The sequence below is a fragment of the Synechococcus sp. RS9902 genome (genome assembly GCF_014279635.1).
Classification (GTDB): domain Bacteria; phylum Cyanobacteriota; class Cyanobacteriia; order PCC-6307; family Cyanobiaceae; genus Parasynechococcus.
In genome coordinates, this window is sequence record NZ_CP047949.1 from 984,502 (window position 1) to 1,001,729 (window position 17,228).

22 protein-coding genes are annotated in these 17,228 nt (G+C 61.5%); 10 read left to right on the forward strand and 12 right to left on the reverse strand.

Annotated features, from left to right (window positions below; genetic code table 11):
* Positions 1–3: 3 nt before the first annotated feature.
* The 8 genes from SynRS9902_RS05195 to SynRS9902_RS05230 all read right to left on the reverse strand — a co-directional run bounded on the left by SynRS9902_RS05195 (position 4) and on the right by SynRS9902_RS05230 (position 8,043).
* Positions 4–897, reverse strand: a complete 894-nt coding sequence (locus SynRS9902_RS05195) for a homoserine O-succinyltransferase (RefSeq protein ID WP_186510229.1) — start codon at positions 895–897, stop codon at positions 4–6.
* A 17-nt stretch (positions 898–914) separates the two neighbouring features.
* Positions 915–2,240 (reverse strand): O-acetylhomoserine aminocarboxypropyltransferase/cysteine synthase family protein, encoded by a 1,326-nt coding sequence (locus SynRS9902_RS05200; protein ID WP_114988009.1) that lies wholly within the window; start codon positions 2,238–2,240, stop codon positions 915–917.
* 28 nt (positions 2,241–2,268) lie between these two features.
* Complete coding sequence (locus tag SynRS9902_RS05205; RefSeq protein WP_186510230.1) at positions 2,269–2,940, reverse strand: hypothetical protein; 672 nt, start codon at positions 2,938–2,940, stop codon at positions 2,269–2,271.
* A 43-nt stretch (positions 2,941–2,983) separates the two neighbouring features.
* A complete protein-coding gene (locus SynRS9902_RS05210) occupies positions 2,984–4,003 on the reverse strand; it encodes a lytic transglycosylase domain-containing protein (protein WP_186510231.1) in 1,020 nt (339 codons plus the stop codon).
* Between the two features lie 39 nt (positions 4,004–4,042).
* The gene (locus SynRS9902_RS05215; protein ID WP_186510232.1) at positions 4,043–4,618 is read right to left on the reverse strand and encodes a DOMON-like domain-containing protein; all 576 of its coding nucleotides are present in this window, start codon (positions 4,616–4,618) and stop codon (positions 4,043–4,045) included.
* A 1-nt stretch (position 4,619) separates the two neighbouring features.
* Positions 4,620–5,750, reverse strand: a complete 1,131-nt coding sequence (locus tag SynRS9902_RS05220) for a phosphotransferase enzyme family protein (RefSeq protein WP_186510233.1) — start codon at positions 5,748–5,750, stop codon at positions 4,620–4,622.
* Between the two features lie 70 nt (positions 5,751–5,820).
* Positions 5,821–7,335, reverse strand: coding sequence for a hypothetical protein (locus SynRS9902_RS05225; RefSeq protein WP_186510234.1), 1,515 nt, complete (start codon positions 7,333–7,335; stop codon positions 5,821–5,823).
* Between the two features lie 144 nt (positions 7,336–7,479).
* Entirely contained in the window at positions 7,480–8,043 is a 564-nt protein-coding gene (locus tag SynRS9902_RS05230) for a glutathione S-transferase family protein (RefSeq protein WP_186510235.1), read from the reverse strand.
* A 287-nt stretch (positions 8,044–8,330) separates the two neighbouring features.
* Between SynRS9902_RS05230 and SynRS9902_RS05235 the strand changes: the two genes are divergently transcribed.
* The gene (locus tag SynRS9902_RS05235; protein ID WP_255446212.1) at positions 8,331–8,753 is read left to right on the forward strand and encodes a hypothetical protein; all 423 of its coding nucleotides are present in this window, start codon (positions 8,331–8,333) and stop codon (positions 8,751–8,753) included.
* Here the strand turns inward: SynRS9902_RS05235 and SynRS9902_RS05240 are convergent, their stop codons facing one another.
* Positions 8,754–10,058, reverse strand: coding sequence for a Rieske 2Fe-2S domain-containing protein (locus SynRS9902_RS05240; RefSeq protein WP_186510236.1), 1,305 nt, complete (start codon positions 10,056–10,058; stop codon positions 8,754–8,756).
* A 180-nt stretch (positions 10,059–10,238) separates the two neighbouring features.
* Between SynRS9902_RS05240 and stpA the strand changes: the two genes are divergently transcribed.
* The 5 genes from stpA to SynRS9902_RS05265 all read left to right on the forward strand — a co-directional run bounded on the left by stpA (position 10,239) and on the right by SynRS9902_RS05265 (position 13,444).
* Entirely contained in the window at positions 10,239–11,447 is a 1,209-nt protein-coding gene (gene stpA / locus SynRS9902_RS05245) for a glucosylglycerol 3-phosphatase (protein ID WP_186510237.1), read from the forward strand.
* A gap of 75 nt (positions 11,448–11,522) precedes the next feature.
* Complete coding sequence (gene arsS / locus SynRS9902_RS05250; RefSeq protein ID WP_186510238.1) at positions 11,523–12,476, forward strand: arsenosugar biosynthesis radical SAM (seleno)protein ArsS; 954 nt, start codon at positions 11,523–11,525, stop codon at positions 12,474–12,476.
* 42 nt (positions 12,477–12,518) lie between these two features.
* Positions 12,519–12,740 (forward strand): DUF3721 domain-containing protein, encoded by a 222-nt coding sequence (locus SynRS9902_RS05255; RefSeq protein WP_255446213.1) that lies wholly within the window; start codon positions 12,519–12,521, stop codon positions 12,738–12,740.
* A gap of 3 nt (positions 12,741–12,743) precedes the next feature.
* Positions 12,744–13,139, forward strand: a complete 396-nt coding sequence (locus SynRS9902_RS05260) for a GLTT repeat protein (RefSeq protein ID WP_045172888.1) — start codon at positions 12,744–12,746, stop codon at positions 13,137–13,139.
* Positions 13,140–13,243: 104 nt separating this feature from the next.
* Positions 13,244–13,444, forward strand: a complete 201-nt coding sequence (locus tag SynRS9902_RS05265) for a hypothetical protein (protein WP_186510239.1) — start codon at positions 13,244–13,246, stop codon at positions 13,442–13,444.
* A 15-nt stretch (positions 13,445–13,459) separates the two neighbouring features.
* Here SynRS9902_RS05265 and SynRS9902_RS05270 read toward each other — a convergent pair whose 3' ends face one another.
* A complete protein-coding gene (locus SynRS9902_RS05270) occupies positions 13,460–13,915 on the reverse strand; it encodes a Fur family transcriptional regulator (RefSeq protein WP_006851655.1) in 456 nt (151 codons plus the stop codon).
* A gap of 146 nt (positions 13,916–14,061) precedes the next feature.
* Between SynRS9902_RS05270 and SynRS9902_RS05275 the strand changes: the two genes are divergently transcribed.
* Genes SynRS9902_RS05275 through SynRS9902_RS05285 form a run of 3 tightly spaced genes read left to right on the forward strand, consistent with a single transcriptional unit; the run spans position 14,062 to position 15,300 of the window.
* The gene (locus SynRS9902_RS05275; RefSeq protein WP_186510240.1) at positions 14,062–14,328 is read left to right on the forward strand and encodes a DUF3764 family protein; all 267 of its coding nucleotides are present in this window, start codon (positions 14,062–14,064) and stop codon (positions 14,326–14,328) included.
* Entirely contained in the window at positions 14,328–14,561 is a 234-nt protein-coding gene (locus tag SynRS9902_RS05280; RefSeq protein WP_186510241.1) for a TIGR02450 family Trp-rich protein, read from the forward strand. The genes SynRS9902_RS05275 and SynRS9902_RS05280 overlap by 1 nt, the downstream gene beginning before the upstream one ends.
* On the forward strand, positions 14,539–15,300 hold the full coding sequence (locus SynRS9902_RS05285) for a metallophosphoesterase (protein ID WP_186510242.1): 762 nt from the start codon (positions 14,539–14,541) through the stop codon (positions 15,298–15,300). Before SynRS9902_RS05280 ends, SynRS9902_RS05285 begins: the two co-directional genes overlap by 23 nt.
* 2 nt (positions 15,301–15,302) lie before the next feature.
* Here SynRS9902_RS05285 and SynRS9902_RS05290 read toward each other — a convergent pair whose 3' ends face one another.
* Entirely contained in the window at positions 15,303–15,554 is a 252-nt protein-coding gene (locus tag SynRS9902_RS05290; RefSeq protein ID WP_186510243.1) for a hypothetical protein, read from the reverse strand.
* A 42-nt stretch (positions 15,555–15,596) separates the two neighbouring features.
* Positions 15,597–16,310, reverse strand: coding sequence for a putative 2OG-Fe(II) oxygenase (locus tag SynRS9902_RS05295; RefSeq protein ID WP_115081914.1), 714 nt, complete (start codon positions 16,308–16,310; stop codon positions 15,597–15,599).
* 67 nt (positions 16,311–16,377) lie between these two features.
* Between SynRS9902_RS05295 and SynRS9902_RS05300 the strand changes: the two genes are divergently transcribed.
* Positions 16,378–16,878: a L,D-transpeptidase gene (locus tag SynRS9902_RS05300; RefSeq protein WP_186510244.1), complete on the forward strand. Its 501-nt coding sequence runs from the start codon at positions 16,378–16,380 to the stop codon at positions 16,876–16,878.
* Positions 16,879–17,228 lie beyond the last annotated feature (350 nt).

Sequence of the window (17,228 nt, forward strand, 5' to 3'; positions counted from 1 at the left end):
TGATCAGGCTTTGAGGCTGACCCGCTGATAGCAGAACCAGAGCCACTGCTGGAACAGAAGGTTCCGGTGGGAGCGCCAGAGGGTCTGGGGTTGGGCCGCATCGAAATTTTCGGGCGGCGGAACATCTCCGCGGGCTCGGTCGCGTTCCATTTCTCCGAGGATCCGCCCCACGTTGTACTCGGGGTGGCCGAGGTGCATCAGCTGCCGCTGATCCGGTGTCTCGAAAATGGTGTAGCCCACTTGTTCGCCATGGGCGAGCAAGCGAAGACGTCCGTCCCGTTCGGCGGCTTCCATCGCGGCATCCGGCAGTCCGGCATGACGGCTCTGGGGGCAGACGAAATGGTCGTCCTGGGTTCCCATCAATGGATGCCCCGGGACAAGGCTGCGCATCGGGTAGATCCCGAACAGCTTCTGCTGGAAGGGCACCTTGTCGACGCCCGCAAGGTAGGCGAGGGCGAAACCGGCCCAGCACAGTCCGAGGGTGCTGGCACAGGTGCTGCGCGCTTCCTCAATCAACTGGACCAGTTCGTTCCAGTAACTGACCTGTTCAAAGGGCAGGTGTTCCACGGGGGCACCGGTGATGATCAAGCCATCCAGAGGACCCTGGGACAAGGCTTCATCCCAGCTCACATAGAGCTGGTCGAGATGGTTCTGATCCCAGCTCTTGTAGGCGTGGGAGTTGAGGCGAATCCAAATCGGTTCGATCTGCAGAACCGATAGGCCCAGCGGATGCAGCAGGTTGAACTCGTACTGCTTGCCCAGCGGCATGATGTTCAAGATGCCGATCCGCAGGGGCCGGATGTCCTGGCGTTCAGCCTGTTCGGGCTCAATCCAGGAAATCCGGTTGCGTTCAACCTCCGCGATTTTGTGGTAACTGCCAGGAAGGATCAGCGCCATGGAAGCTGGGACGTCATTCAGCTGAGAACGGCGAGGGCCTGTTCGAAGTCGGCCTTGATGTCGTCGATGTGCTCGAGTCCGACGGAGACCCGCACCATCGTGGGGGTCACGCCAGCCGAAGCTTGCTCCGCCTCACTGAGTTGTTGGTGGGTCGTGGACGCGGGGTGAATCACCAGGGTTTTGGCATCGCCCACGTTGGCGAGGTGGCTGGCCAGCTTGAGGCTGTCGATGAAGCGAACCGCATCGTCATAGCCACCGTTGAGGGAGAACATCAGCATGCATCCCATGCCACGGCCTGTCAGGTATTTCTTCGCGGCAGCGTTGTAAGGATCACTGGCCAGACCTGGATAGCTCACATGGGCGATGGCGGGATGGTCCTGCAGCCAGGTGGCCAGGGCCATGGCGTTTTCGGTGTGGCGCTCAACGCGCAGGCTCAGGGTTTCCAGGCCCTGCAGCAGCAGGAAGCTGTTGAACGGACTGACGGCCGGCCCCCAATCCCGCAGGCCCTCCACCCGGGCCCGCAGGGCGAAGGCGATGTTGCGGTCATCGGGCAAGCCCAGCATTTTGCAGACGTCACTGCCGAAGCCAAAGGCATCCCAGTGCACCAAGCCGTGATAGGCCGCGCTGGGCTGGCTCATCAACGGGAACTTGCCGTTGCCCCAGTTGAAGGTGCCGGCGTCCACGATCACTCCCCCCAGGCTGGTGCCGTGGCCCCCGATCCACTTGGTCGCACTTTCAACGACCACATCAGCGCCGTGGTCAATTGGTCGCAGCAGAGCTCCACAGGCTCCCAGGGTGTTGTCGACGATTAAGGGGATACCTTTCTCTTTGGCAAGCGCTGAAAGACCCTCAAAGTCGGGGATGTTGAAGCGGGGATTTCCCATCGCTTCCACGTAGAGCGCCTTGGTGTTGTCGTCGATTTGCGCTGCAAAGCTTGCGACGTCGTCGCCTTCGGCAAAGCGCACGTCGATTCCCAAGCGAGGGAACTGCACCTTGAACTGGTTGTAGGTGCCGCCGTACAGGTAAGACGTTGAAACGAAGTTGTCTCCCGCCTGCATGCAGTTGGTGATCGCCAGGAACTGAGCCGACTGGCCTGAGGCTGTCGCCAGTGCGGCCACCCCGCCTTCAAGGGCGGCGACGCGTTTTTCAAACACGTCGGTGGTGGGGTTCATCAGGCGGGTGTAGATGTTCCCGAATTCCTTCAGACCGAAGAGGTTGGCTCCGTGTTCGGCGTCATTGAAGACGTAGGAGCTGGTCTGATAAATGGGAACCGCCCGCGCGTTGGTTGCACTATCCGGGGACTGCCCGGCGTGCAGCTGCAGGGTCTCGAAGCGGTGAGACATGGTCTTCGGCGGGGCCACTGCCCCAGTTCTAGTCGTCAGAGAGCTCGGGTTTGTCGGTTTCCGCCAAAGAAGGGAATGTGTTGCGGATCACCTCTTGAATATCGCGGTGCGCTTCGCTGCGGAATCCAGCCACGCCATCGGCGCTGAGCAGGGGATAGGTGCGATCACTTGCATCCACCTCGCGCAGATGCTTCCAGCGGTTGCTGCTGTCTTCTGCTTTCAGTGCAATCAGGGGCGCCTGGAAGTCGTAGGCCTTGGTGTTGCCGAGAGCAGCCACTTGGGCCGTGAGCTTTTCACGCACAGGGCTGAGGGCTTTGGCTTTCAACGTGTCGGGCAAGCCGAGCACTGGTTCGTAATGGTCGAGCAAACGGAGTTCAGCCTCCAGCAGCACCGTCCATGCTCCGCGTTCACCGTCGCCAAGGCCCATGCCCGCCTCGGCTTCGGTCATCGCATCGAGATGGAAGCGCAGCCAGCGGTAGTAGGTCTTGTCTTTGATTGATTTCTTGGCGGCGGCCCGTCCGGTCACAATCGCCGGCAGAGCTTTTTCGGCTTTGCGCAGGAACAGGCGATCCTCCCGTTCCAAATTCATGGCCCCCCAGCGCTGCCGGTATTCCCACAGCTCGACGTAGCGAGCCACATCCGCCTCGGACCAGCCGAGACCCTTCAGTTCATCACCGCGATGGGAGGTTTCCTTGGACACCCGCTTCCTGGATCACGCCAGGTCTCAGCGTAGGTGTCGGTGCTCACCCGTTTGGTGATCTGCTGGCTGGGTTGGCCTGCAGATGCTGCTCAACCGTGATGCGCTGCGGTTGGTTGTAACCCACCGGCAGCCAAAGATCACCGGCCGCTGCACTGAAGTGGATCTCCCAGTGATACAGGCCGGTGTAGGCCGCAGGGTCCTCCTTCATCAGTGAGGCATAGAGCAGCACGGCGCGGCCGTAGTAATCGCTGTTGTTGTAGCCCCAGAGGCCGCGGCGAATGTCCTGCAGTCCGCCCCGCCTCACCAGGTAACGCGCTGCTGCCTGGATGGCGTCGTGGGGATCGCGGATGTTCCCGGCGCCAATGCCGGGCTCGGCCCAGGTGGTGGGCAGGAACTGCATCGGGCCCTGGGCATTGGCCACGGAGATGCCATCGATGCGTCCCATTCCGGTTTCCACGAGGTTCACGGCCGCCAGAACCTCCCATTCGATTCCTGTCGCTGCCTCGGCCTTGCGGTAATAGCTGAGCAGCTTCGCCGCTGGTTCGGGCTGGATGATCCGCCAGGCGGGGAGCATCGTCGCTCCACGGCCGCGGCTCATGCGAACGAATTCACGCCGTGCTGCCAGGTGGCGTTTCGCCACGCTGCGCCAGCGCGGGGGTAACGCGTCAACGACCTGCTGAGATCTGGGTTGGTCCGTCGACAAGACCCGGTAGATCACCTGTTGTTGGTGGCCGAGATCGGGCAGGGCCTCGGCCGCTGTGGCGGGATCCCTCAGCGCCTGTTCAACGGCCGCCAGCAGTGTTGCCAGCTCGGCTGGCTCAGCGGGCACAAGGGGGTACTGCCGGCCATCTTTGGTTTTCGGTTGGCTGGCCTGGGCAGGAAGCAGCACAGGTGATTTCACCCCTGGCTCAGTCACCCCGGGCTTGCTGACAGCCTGCTTGGTGACAGCTTGCTGGGAAACAACCGCTTCGGCTGCGGCCTGCGGCTGTTTTGGTCTCAGCCACAGCCCGCTCAGCAGGCTTGCCGTGATGGCTGAGACAACAAGCACATTGCGGCTGCGCATGGTGGGGCAGGGGCGCTGTGTTGACCCTACCGGTGCGGTTCAGGCGGCAAGAAAGGTGCTGCGGTCGTGAAAGTCGGCCTTGGGGCCGTGGCGGAGGGCCCAATGGCTCAGCCCCTCCTGTCCACGGTCAATCACGGCTGTCAGTGCCAGGTCTGGGCAGACGTCTGGTGTCCACCAAGGCTCCAATGCAATACGGGCGTCGAGCCGCAGTTGGTGCAACCCACGTTGCAGCCGCACCGTTGGGGGTGTGCTCAGTTCCTGCTGCGTTTGTCCACTGCGATAGCCATTGAAGCGATAGAACACCCAATCGCCATTGGCAGCCAGATTCACTTCCCAGTAACGCTGCTCCCCGGGGGCAGCGATGAAGGCTTCGAAGCAGGTGGTGGTCCAGAGCTCATTTTTGCGCTGCCCCTGTTGGGGCCCATCCTTCAGCCCTGCCGGCAGCTTCAGGACGCCAATGCCCTTGGCCGCGCGGGCCAGAACCCCATAGCTGAGTTCCAGCCAACCCTCGCGCCTCCACACCAGCTCAGCGCTGATCTGGACCCCAGCTGGAATGGACCGTTCAAAGGGAATCAGGCGGCAGGCCTGACGCAGCATCACGGCAGAACGCGCCATCTCAGAGGTTTGGACTTGGCTGCTGCTTCAGCCGAGCAACCAGTTGCTCCAGGGCGTTGAACTGTTGCTCCACCGCTTCGGTGAGTCGGAATTGCACCAGGGCCCGTTGCAGGTTGTGCCCAGGTCGATCGCAGCGGAAATACACATCGCCCTCCAAATGATCCGTGAGAAAGCGCAGGCCAAGCTCGAGGGGGGTCAGGCGGATGCAGTGGGGCAGATAGTGCAGGTCCCAGTCACTCAGGAACCCACCAGCAACGGAGAGGTAGCCCGTGAGGATCGCCTCACAGAGCTCCATGTCGAAGCTCACATCGTCGAGGCAGAGGGTTTCCTCACCGGCTGGATTGCAGCAGGAGCGCACACAGTCACCGATGTCGTAATGAATGAGCCCCGGTTTGACGGTGTCCAGATCGATCAGACCGATCGCCTGGCCGCTGGCCTCATCGATCATCACGTTGTTGATCTTGGGGTCCCCATGGATGGGGCGGTGATGGAGTTCACCGCGGCTGAGCGCTGCTTCCAGCACATCGATGCCCTGACGACGTGCCTCGATGAACGCGCAGGCGTCACGTTCGGCAGGCCCAAGGCGGTCTGTGGCTTTGGCGACCGCATCGAAGTGTTGGAGGTAGGCCGGCGTGACGTGGAAATTCTCGAGGGTGTCCGCCAGTTGATTGATGGGTAGATCGCTGATCAGGTGGTGGAACATGCCCAGCCCGTAGCCCACTTCCTGGGCATGGGCACTGTCCCGGATGACATCGCTGGTGGTTGCCGCGCCGATGTACGTGATCGAGCGCCAGAACTCTCCGTTCTGTTCGATCCAGGGGGAGGCCTCTCGCCGAGAAGGAACCACCCTGGGCACTTCCCAGCGCCGCCCCTTCAATTGTGGGGGTGGAGAGGCGAGACGGCGTTCCATGTGGTCGCCCAGGGCTTGCAGGTTCTGCATCACCAGGTCAGGCCGATCGAACACGTTTGTGTTCAGGCGTTGCATGACGAAGGCGCCATCCTGTCCCTCGTGGGTCACGAGGAACGTTTCGTTGACGTTGCCCGAACCAAGGGAACGGATGGCTTTGATCCCCTCACGAGGATGGAAGCGATCGGCAATGGCTTCCAGGGCCTCGGTCATGAACGGTCGCATGGGTCTCACATGGCACCTTGCCGTTCTTCCGGTGCCTTGCCCCGTTCAGGTGTGCAGAACCACAGCCGACTCAGGCATCGAGCTGGCTTTCGATCACATCCATGAGCTCCAGGTAGGCCGGTGCCCCGGTCTCACCGTTCTCGTCCAGAGCCATCTTGCTGCCCATGGCCTGATTGGCGTTGTCGGCAATCACGGCATTCACCACCAGCTCGAGGGCTTTGGGAACATCGAGGTTCTGAAGTGCCTCGGCGTAGCGACGGCTGTGGCTGGGCCGCACGGATTCCTGGCAGTAACTGGAGAGTTCACGGCTTTCCGTCATCACCCGGTAGGCAGTCTTCTTCACGCCTGCCCGCCCGTAAATCGCCATGTACAGCAGGTTCACCATCGAGGCGTCGTTGGCTGGGATGGCGTACTTGCGGGCGATCTGAGGCCAGTACCGCAGGGATTTGAGCCCCTCCAGTCCACCCTTGCGCAGGCCTGCGGCTTCACACCACTGCTCCAATTCCTCCATGGAATGGGGGCAGCGGCCTTGATCGCGCATCGCCTCGGCCATCACTTGCCCGGCCTGGAAGTTGCGGGTGGGGCTTCCGGAGACCGGCAGCATCATGCTGCCGCGCACATCGGCCACCATCGCCGTGAGTTGGCTGAAGGTGTGGTCCCGCACCCGCTCAAAGTCGCCATCGCGCACCAGGGTGGATTCAATCCTGGGGACGGCGTAGCCCAGTTCCGTGAGCGGAAATGGCTGCCGGTGGTACAGCCGTTGACGGTCGGGGCGTGCCATCGACACTGTGGCCGCCTGGTCCAAGCACTGGTTCAGCAGCAGGGTCAGCAGCGTTGGCAACACCCCGGGGTTGTCCTGATGGAAGCCGTAGCCGAAACCGGCGAACACCGAGGCCATGTTTTTGGCGGCCTTGATGAACTGCCCCTCTACGTTGTGAACACCGGCCGAGACCTGGATGTTCGGGGACAGTTGATCCATCAGTTGAGCCCCCAACATGGCCGTCAGGGCATTGGGATGGCAGAAATTGGCGGTGAAGCTGTCGAAGGGGTTGCGCAGAGCCCCATGGCGATGGAAGCCGGAGAAGAAGGCGAGCTCGGGTTGTTGTTCGCACAGCACATAGGCGCTGTTGCTGATCGGGTCATGGCTGAAGGATCCCGCCAGGCAGGCCAGCACCACCTGCTCCCGATGGAGCTCCTTGCGCAGGCGGCAGGCTTCCTGGAGGTCTTCTTCGATGTGATTGCTGTTGGCGCTGAGCACCACAAGCTCGCAGCGCTGGATCAGATCGCTCAGGGTGTTGGCAACCAGCTCACCTCCGATGCGGTGGCCGCCCATGTTGAGCACGGTCTCCACGTGCTCATCGTCCATCGTTGCAATCGTCTCCTGGGGGAAAGCTCCTAGGAGGTCCCGGCCGGGGCGAGGGGCCAGCAGCAGACGCCCTTTGGCGTTCTGCATGGCGCAGTTGTAGGCCAGCGAGGCTGGATAAAGCCCGACGCTGTAGAACCCCACCTTGCCGGTCGAGAGCTCCTGCACGCGCCGACGGATTGCGCCGGCGTCGAGGCTCTGATCGAAGAAGGAATTGCGCATGCCGGCAAGACTAAGCAGCGTTCCGGATAGGACTGCTCACAGCAGACAGACACCAGTCCCTTGGGTGATGCGGAATTGGAAGCATCGAGCAGGGCGGGAAATTAAATGAAAGAAAGGCGTGAAATTCAACGGCAATTGAATGATTCAAAGCCCCATGATTGCTCTGTAATTCGGGTTGGATCGTGTTCGCTCATTGAGAGCCTGGATTTCGGGATAAGCGGAGAGGTCTTCGTTGGGATAGAAAATAGGGAGGTAGCCGAGGTATGCATTGACTGCACAGTCTGCTGCGGTCCAGCAATCCCCAACCAGGAAATGTTTCTTGGTATAGATGTCATTCAGGGTTGCCATCAGCCTGGGGAACTCTCGTTCCTTATTGGAGGGAACGAACAAAGCAATCGCCAGTGTGGAGTTGGCAAAAAGAATCCACTGGCTGATCGAGGCCCGTGTTGCGGCGTCATGGACTTCGTTGGCGTAATTCTCAGACAGATACTGAAGAATGGCGCCCGACTCAAACAGCACCAAACCATTGCTGGCGTCTTTGAGGGCAGGCAGTTTGCCGAAAGGATTGACCTCTAGATAGCTCGCTGCAAGGTTTTGACGAGCTGCCAGGTCGATGTTGACGTATTCGTAAGAAATTCCTTTTTCTGCTAAGTACCATTTCGGCATTGAAACTCGGGTCTTCGGGCCGCCGTAGAGATAAAGCGTCATCGCTGACTATTAACTTTCTCCATGCTATCCATTGGAATGAACCAGTGACGTTGCGTGGTGCAAGCTCTGGTGGGGTTTGATGTCAATGTTGCCCGCAATTTGGATGCCTTGTTGGATGCATTGATGGCGATCCCTTTGTGGTGGACAGGTGACATGTCAATCTTTTGCTTCGGCGTGCACGCAAAAACATCTGGTCGATAGCGGCCTGATGTGGCTGGGCGGTCGTCATCACGGGCAGGACCGGGTCAAACACGCTGTAATGCGCTCAAACCATTGCCCAGAGGCCTGTGACCAGCCGTGATCTGCTGATGGCGTATCGCTGGCCTGCAGCGGTTGTGTTGTCCAGCCTGGTTCTGGCGGTCACGGCCGCCAAGCTTTTGAGTCGGCCCATCCCCATCGCGATTAAGGGCGGATTGCAGGTCGACAAGTTGGTGCTTCCGCCCAGTGTCACCATCCGCTCCGATACCCCTTTGCCGGTCGTGGTGAAGGAGCAGGTCACCATTGGTGGCGCTGCGCCCCTCGCGATCGAAGGCCCGGTGACCATCAGCGGAAATGCCCCTCTGGCGGTTGAAGGAGCTGTGTCCGTCACAGCTGAAGACCCGCTTGCGGTACGGGCAGACGTGTCTGTCGACAACAAAGTCACCATCGGCGGCAAGGTCGACATCCAGGGCAAGGTGAAGCCGACCTTGCTTCCTGTTCCGGGGCTCTGATCAGCGGTTGCGGGGGGCCGCGCCGCTGCCAATGGTCAGCCCCTGCTCCCAGCGGTTGAGTTGTCGCAGTGCCAGGGCCGACAGTGCGGCAGTGACCAAGCCGGTGCTGCTCCAGCTGCTGCCCTGCTGGATGCCCACAAGCACGGCGGATCCCCAGAGCAGGGCCCAAGCCCAGGGGCGTGCCGCACGAATCCGCTTCAGCGCCGAGGAGCAGCTGCGGCAATGGATGGTGTGGCTGTTGTATCGATCCATCAGCGCCGTGGTGCTTTGCCGTGGAGGTAGGGGTTGTCCTGCAAAGGGCTCGCCGCCGTTGGCGTTCAACCAGCGATGCAGAGCCGCCACGTAGACGTCTGCCGTTGTGGGCATGAAAAAACTGCGTTCCACGGCGGGGCTGCCGCCGGCTCTCTCCAGCACCCGCTCCTGCCAGTGCAGGAACACCTGATCGTCTTCCAGCACCTTGTGATTGCCGATGTGTTGCAACCAGCGGGGCCTTAATCCGATCAGCAGCCGGGGGACGGCGGATTGGAACTGGAAGGGGAAGCGGGCGAAGAGGCGGCACTCGCCGCGGCGAATCGGAACGGCGTAAACCACCGTGAGAATTCGCCCGAAGCCCTTGGCGGTGAGGTCATGACACATCAGCTGCGGGGCATGAAAGGTGGTGGATTGGGCGCCGAGTTTGCCCCGACGCGGCCCCTCCTCCCAGTGGGCCGTGAAGCCGCTGGCGTCTTCCCCCGTGATGGAAGCTTCCACCGGCGCGGCGTTCTCCCGTTTGCCGACGGTCTTGTGGTGGGTGAAGGGAACGTGGCTCACATCCAGCACGTTCTCCAGCAGGGTCACGGCATCCATCGGCAGATCCCGGAAGGTGTCCTGCACCGTCCAGCTGTCGGGGTTCTCCTCCAGGGCTGGCACCAGGGGGAGCTGACTGGGGTCTGCGGCATCGGGGGCCCCCATCCAGACGAACAGCAGCCCCTGCCCCGTGGCTGTGGGAAGGCTGGCGCAGCGGGATCGACGGTTGTTGGGCTGGGTGTTTTCGAGAGCCTGCGGCACGCGCTGGCACTGGCCGCCGCCGTCGAAACTCCAGCCGTGATAGGGGCATTCAAGTAGCCCTTCCTCGTTGATCCGCCCTTCGCTGAGGGGCACCAAACGATGGGGGCAGACATCCGGGAAGATCCGCCAGCTCGATGCGGCGCGATCCCACCAGATCACCAGATCCCGTTCCAGCAGTGTGAACCGGCTCGGCTGATTGGGGTCGAGGTCCTGCACATAACTGATCGGCCACCACTGTTCGGTCCAGGTGGGGTGCATGGCAGGAGCATCAAGGCCGTCATGTTCGCTGGCCGGATGGCTTGGCTGTGGTGTTTCGCTTGTTATCCGTGCTTCTGACTGCCTTCCCCCACTGGACTTCTTACGGGTTTGGCACTAATCAGTTGCGCGATAAAAGTGCACCGCTGTTCCGTCGGCTGCAGCGACCTCCCCTGAACCTCCATGCCCCGTTTGACGCCCGACCAGTTGCTGCAGGAACTCACCGGTGCTGAGGATCTGCTGATCGTGCAGGACCTGGACGGCGTCTGCATGCAACTGGTGAAGGATCCACTGACGCGGCGCATGGACCCGTCCTATGTGGATGCGGTCGCCGCTCTGGATGGTCAATTCGCTGTGTTGACCAACGGCGAGCATGAAGGGCGGCGCGGGGTGAACCGCCTCGTGGAGCAGGCCCTGGGGAATTCCGATCTCCCCAGACATGAGGGCCGTTATCTGCCAGGCCTGGCGGCTGGAGGGGTGCAGCTGCAGGATCGCTTTGGCGACTTGAGCCACCCCGGGGTCTCGCCGGCGGAAATGGCGTTCCTCGCTGCAGCCCCCACCCGAATGGAAGCTCTATTGATGGAGCGATTGCCCGGCCTGCTGCCGCAGCTGGGTGTGGATGATCTGGCCGAGGTGGCCAAAGCCGCGGTGTTGGACACCCAGGTGTCACCCACCATCAATCTCAATGGGATTTTTGAACTTGTCCCCGCTGATGTCACCACTCAGCAGGCCCTGCAGACGATGCTCTCGGAGCTGATGCATCAGTTGCTTGCTGAGGCGGCAGGCCAGGGCTTGGAGGAATCGTTCTTCCTGCATGTGGCTCCCAACCTGGGCCGTGATGCGCAAGGTCAGGAACGGATCAAGCCCGCTGCTGCAGGTGATGTGGGAACCACCGACATTCAATTCATGCTCACCGGGTCCATCAAGGAGGCCGGCCTTCTGGTGCTGCTCAATCAGCACATCCAGCGCCGTTGGGGTGAATCTCCCTTGGGTGAGACGTTCAATGTGCGAACGGCTCCCCACGATCCCGAAGCGCTGTTGGCGTTGGTGCAGCAGCGCATCCCCGCGGAACGGATGCCGTTGCTGGTGGGTGTGGGAGACACGGTCACATCCACGGCATCGGCTGAAGGCACGGGCTGGTTGCGGGGTGGGAGTGATCGCGGTTTCCTCAACCTGCTGCAGGACCTCGGTGCCTGGTGCGGTCGATCCAATCGCGTTGTCCTTGTTGACAGCAGCCATGGAGAGGTGGATCGCCCCAGCCATGCCGATGGGACTTTGCGAGGCATCACCGATCCGGAGGATCCCCTGCGGATTGACACGCTCATGCCCGATGGCCCGGAGCAGTACATCGCCTGGTTCCGTCAGCTTTCTGAGCGTCGCCGGGTGGGTTGATCAGCTGCGCATCAGCGGGAGCATCCGTTTCTTTCGCCAGGACATGTTCTGTCTGGAAGAATCAGCCTCATCCGCGTGGAGCCGGTGGCTGTTGTTGAGACCGTTTTCCCGCCCCTGAAGCGCGGACAGCTCACAACGTTGCAGGTCAATCTCGGCTACCGCTGCAACCAGAGTTGTGCCCACTGCCATGTCAATGCAGGGCCCACCCGCACCGAGATGATGAGTGGAGATCTGCTGGCGTTGATTCCGCAGATCCTTGAACGGCATTCCATTTCCTGCCTCGATCTCACGGGGGGAGCACCGGAGTTGCACCCGGGTTTTCGCGCGTTGGTGCGCCAGGCACGTTCACTCGGCACCACCGTGATTGACCGCTGCAATCTCACGATCCTCAGCGAACCCGGCCAGGACGATCTGGCTGAATTCCTGGCGGAGCAGGGCGTTTGCATCACCGCCTCCCTGCCCTGTTACAGCGCCGAGAACGTTGACCAACAGAGGGGCGATGGCGTGTTCGAGCGCAGCATCAGCGGACTGCGCCAGCTCAATGCCCTGGGCTATGGAACGGGTGATCCAAACCGGCAGTTGGATCTCGTTTACAACCCGCTGGGTCCGGTGCTGCCTCCTCCCCAGCAAGCCTTGGAGGCGGATTACAAGAAGGTCTTGGGCGGGTTGGGAATCCGTTTCGATCGTCTGCTCACGTTGGCGAACATGCCCATCCAACGTTTCGCCAAGCAACTGGAACGCAGTGGCGATTTGCAGCGTTATCAGACCCTTCTTGAGGATGCGCACAACCCCGACAATCTGGGGGCTGTGATGTGCCGTCAGCTGATCAGTGTGGATTGGCAGGGCCATCTCTACGACTGTGATTTCAATCAGCAGCTCGGCCTGCCCTGCCCCGGTGAGGTGCGTCACCTTCGTGATCTGATCCAGCTTGAGGCCGTTCCTCTCGATCAGCCCATCCACACGGCCCCGCATTGTTTCGGCTGCACCGCTGGCGCCGGCTCAAGTTGTGGCGGGGCGCTTCAGGGCTGATCAGCGCGTTATGGGCATAGTGGGTGGATCTGTGAAGAGGCCATGCCGCTGCAACGCATCTGTTTTGCTGTCGCCGCGTTGATGTTCACGGCAACAACGGCCATGGCTGGATCCCACGGCAAGCCCAAGCAGGCGATGTTCAAAACGCAGGCTGAAGCCGAGGCGGCGGCCCCGGGCTTTGGCTGCACCGGTGCTCACCAGATGGGCGAGATGTGGATGGTCTGCGACAAGCACGGTGATGCGGATCACCAGGGAGCCCACTGATCCATGACTGAAGGCGGGCATTGCGGCAGCAAGCCGAAGCGGATCGCGATCGGCGTGGCTCCCCTCGGCACCATCTCCATCGGCATCGTGCCGATGGGGGTGATCTGCATCGGTGTGGTGCCGATGGGTGTGGTTTCGATTGGTGTGGTGGCGATGGGCGTGATCAATGCCGCCATCGTCGGGATGGGATTGGTGGCGGTTGGTGTCAACACCATGGGGGTGATCACCGCCGGCCCGATGAGCATGGGCTTGATTCAGATCCGCTCCACCACCAATCCCCGCTATCTGGCTTATCCCAGTCGCGAAGAGGCGGAGGAACAGGCGCGCCAATTGGGTTGTGAGGGTGTGCATCGCATGGGCGATCGCTACTGGATGCCCTGCAACGAGCATCCTCAGTAGGCAGCCCGCGCGTCTGCTTCACAAAAGCTTCGGAAGACTTCTGTTGCTAACGCCTTTTCAGCGGCTGTGCTGCTGGCTTCAGTGTGCGAAACAGGGCGCATCTGATGTCACCATCGTCGCCACGCCAACGTCTTCAAACCCTGCTCAGTGCCAGATGGTTTGAGATGGGTGAAGTGTCATTGATGCATCACCGCCAGGTTCAGATCTTGCTGAACACGTTGAGACGCGAAAAGGAACTGGTGTCCGTTCAGCTGATCGAGCTTCTGGTGGCTGATCTCTACGACAAGGAATTTCGCACCGAATGATTCCGGTGTTGCGATCTATCCCTGACATTTGGGGCAGATCGCACGCACGTTCAGGCTCGATTCAATCAACTGAAAACCAACGTGGGCGGCGGCGGCAGCTCCTGCTGCCAGCACGGGCTCACTTTCGAATTCCTCGGTGCGGCCGCAGCGGATGCACACCACATGGTGATGTTGGCGGTGATCGTCAACGGCGAGCTCAAAGCGTCGACCCCCTTCACTGAGCTCCAGTTCCTGGAGCAGACCCATATCGGCCAGCAGGCGCAGGGTGCGATACACCGTTGCCAGAGACACCTTCATCTCAAGGGCCGCTAGCTGCTGGTGCACCTCTTCGGCACTGAGGTGGCAGCCGGACCCACAGCGCTCGAACAGCTCAAGAACCCGTTTGCGCTGCGGCGTCAGACGGCGACCGTCCTGATGCAGCCCCTGCTGCAAGGTGATGTCCGTTGCGGCAGGCGCGGAGGACGATGTCACAGCTTCTCCTCGCTCATTCTCAAGAGTAGGCCTTAATGAGAGTGCTGTCTTGCCCTCAGGATCAGGTCCCTCGTCGGATCCCAACGGTCGCCGATGAGGACGATGAACGTTGGTGATAGCGTCCGCCGACGCTGTTGTTCTGGTCGATGGAAACCCACGTCCTCACCTTCACCATCACCAAGTCATTTGCCGAATGGGTCGCCACCTATGACGCATCCCTGCCGCTTCAGAAAATCGCTGGCATCACCTCGCTCTACCGAGGTGTCAGCAAGGACGACCCCAGCAAGGTCTGCGCGGTGATGCAAGCCGCTCCCGGGGTGATGGAGCAATTCATCACCGACAACACCGACATGATCGCGGCTTCGGGGCACGTGATTGAGAGCACCGTGAGTCAGGTGTTCGTCGCCAGCTGATGGCCTGGCGTCCTGCCCGGGCCTGGACCAGCCAGCGCCCGGTGGCCGGTTACCGCCATTTCGAGCTGATCACGCAAGGCGGGCGTGGTCCGCTGCGATGGGTTGAGTTGGCGGCTGTGCTGGCTCCGTCGCATCGCGAGCGGGTGCTCTGGAGTGAGCTCAAGGATCCAACCCGCTGGAGCAGCGGCTGGCAGTCCATTCCGGAGAGCGATGAGGATTCTTCACCTCAGTGATCCACACCTGGTGGCCGCTGATCAGGGGCTGGTGCGCGGTTGGCCGGCCCTGGCTCACTTCGAGCGAGCTCTCCAGCTTGGTGGGGCCTTGAACCCCGATCTGGTGCTGGTGACGGGGGACCTTTGCCAGGACGAAAGCTGGGGGGGATATGTCCGGCTTCGGCGGGTCCTGAGCCAACACGTGCGCTGCTCGGTGGCTCTGCTGCCCGGTAACCACGATCATCCGCTGTTGCTCGATGCGGTGCTGGGGAGACGCTGGACGACGGCACCAGCTGATCTGTTGGTGCAAGGCATGAGAGTGCTGCTGCTGAGCAGCCATCGGGTGGGTTCAGCCGCCGGTGCCCTTGGCTCGCTTCAGCTCCAGTGGCTGGCGCAACGCCTGCGGTGCTCGGAGCGCCGTGATCTGCCTCTGGTGGTCGCCCTCCACCATCCACCGGTCGCCATCGGTGATGCCGGCATGGATGCGATCAGGCTCGTCGATCAGGCAGATTTTGAGGATCTGTTGCGTCCCCATCGGGCCCTGCGGGCGGTGCTGTTTGGACACATCCATCAGCATTGGCAGGGGGCCTGGGCCACGCGGCCAGACGTGCTGCTGCTCGGATGCCCATCCACGCTTTGCAGTTTCAAAGCGGTGCAGCCCTGCCCCCTGGATCGCGCCGATGATCCGGGGGGCAGGCTGCTCGATCTGACGCCAGATGGAGCCGTTCAGCACCGGGTGCTGCGTTGGAGCAGCATCTGAATTCAGCCCATTCCCTTCTGCGACTCGCGGAAGGCCTTGAGTTTGTCGATGTCCTTCTCTTCGTCGATGGAGTAGTCCGTCAGGATCAAGGCCTTGCCGATGGTCCCGAGGGCGTATTCGATCCGGTCGAGATCGCGGCGCCCATCGTCATCCAGTCGTGCTGCACGAATCACCTCAGGGCGCAGCTGGTCGGCCAGCTGCTCCAGCGCCGCTGCGATCGCTTTGGCCTGCTGGAGCGGCGTGGAGTCACCCATGAATCCTGAACAGATGCAATCGGACGACTCTGACAGTTCTCCTCAGAATCCTTTGGCCGTGGGTCGCTGACTCGAGAGCGAGACGTTCCCCAGGGGTTGTTGCTGGGGGGCGGGCTGCTGCATCGCTGTGGGTGGAACACCGGGGGCCGCCACCACATTGAACGCCAGCGACCAGCGTTCCCCGTCCCCGCGGAAGGGCATCACTGAATGGGGTTGCCAGGCCGGGAACACATAGAACTCACCGGGCACAGGCAGCACGTAGTGCGCCATGCCGGTGCGGAACGACTGAATGTGCCAGTCTTCCGGGCCGTGGAAGCAGAGTTGGCCATCAAAACTGTTGGCGGTGATCTGCGGTGGCACCTTCAGAAAGATCACTCCGGAGAAGCTGCCGCCATGGGTGTGGGTGGGGTTGTAATCACCGGCGGTCTGGCAATTGAGCCAGAGATCAATCATCTGCAGGCGGTAGCGACCGGGAACCCAGGGGCCGCGACCCTGGGGAGGCTGACGGTCCATCACATGGCGGATCCAGCGATCACATGCCGGCAGCAGGTGGTTGTTGCTGAGCTCCTGCACGCCGGGTTGATCAGGTCTCAGTTCGCGCTGCTGACGCAGTTGACCCGCCAGCTTCGCTGATGCATCGGGGCTGGACTCGGGATGGGCGAGAACGCTTTCGCTCAGCGCAGTCAGCTGTTGGAGCAGAGGATCCGGAAGGGTGCCCCGAAGGATGGAGCGGGGAAACAGATCGAGAACGTCCACCAAGGCTTGGTCTGCTGCAGGCCATCGTGGCAGCCCCAAAGTGGGTGCAGCGTTCATGATGATCCTGATGCTGCGCTCCGCCCTTCTGGTGTCTGTGCTGCTGGGGAGTTGCGTCGCTGCAACGGCCGCTGATCTCCCTGGGCAACAGGGGCCAACGACAGCGTTGCTGCAGGGCGGCCCACTGCAGCTCAGCACCCGTCGTACGGCCGAACTGTTTCCGGACGGCAACCGCATCTGGAAGGTTGAACTGCATCGCGGCCCGCGTCTGCTGGCCAGCTGGCCAGCAGCCAGTGGTGTGGCCCGGCGTCAGAGTGCTGATCGTCGCTGGAGCCCCGGCAATGCAGCCCCTTTGCCCGCTGGTGAGTACAGCCTGGGGCGTCCAGAACCGTGGGGGAATGATCTGTGGTTTGACCTGACCCCTCGCTTCGACACCACCCGAAGTGCAATGGGCATCCACCGCTGTTATCCCGGCACGGGTTGCATCTGCATTCCCGAGAGGGCTGATATCGATGCGCTCGCGAATTGGGTCAAGGCCACTGGGATTCGCAGCCTGAAGGTGGTGAACTGATGCGACTGTCTTGACGTGCAGCAGTCCCAAATTCGGTCTCGAACGGAATTTGTGAATGTCGAAAAATCGTCGCCGACATTCCTGCAATCTCGTTCTTTTCGGCTCATTATGCGAGGGCCAAGCCGCTAAGGGGCTTGGAAGGCGGGCCGAGCGATGCCCGACGGGAACTGCGATTTGGCTTCGGCTGGTGCTGAGGTCAAATCCGTTCGTTCTTAAGACATTTGGGTGTGTATCCCTAAACACCGATCCGTTCGTCAACGTACGTTCGTGGTCGAATCGCTCCGGTGGTGCATCACCGTCGACCACACAACATTCCTTGATCACGACACGTTTGCGTGGCCTGGAGCACC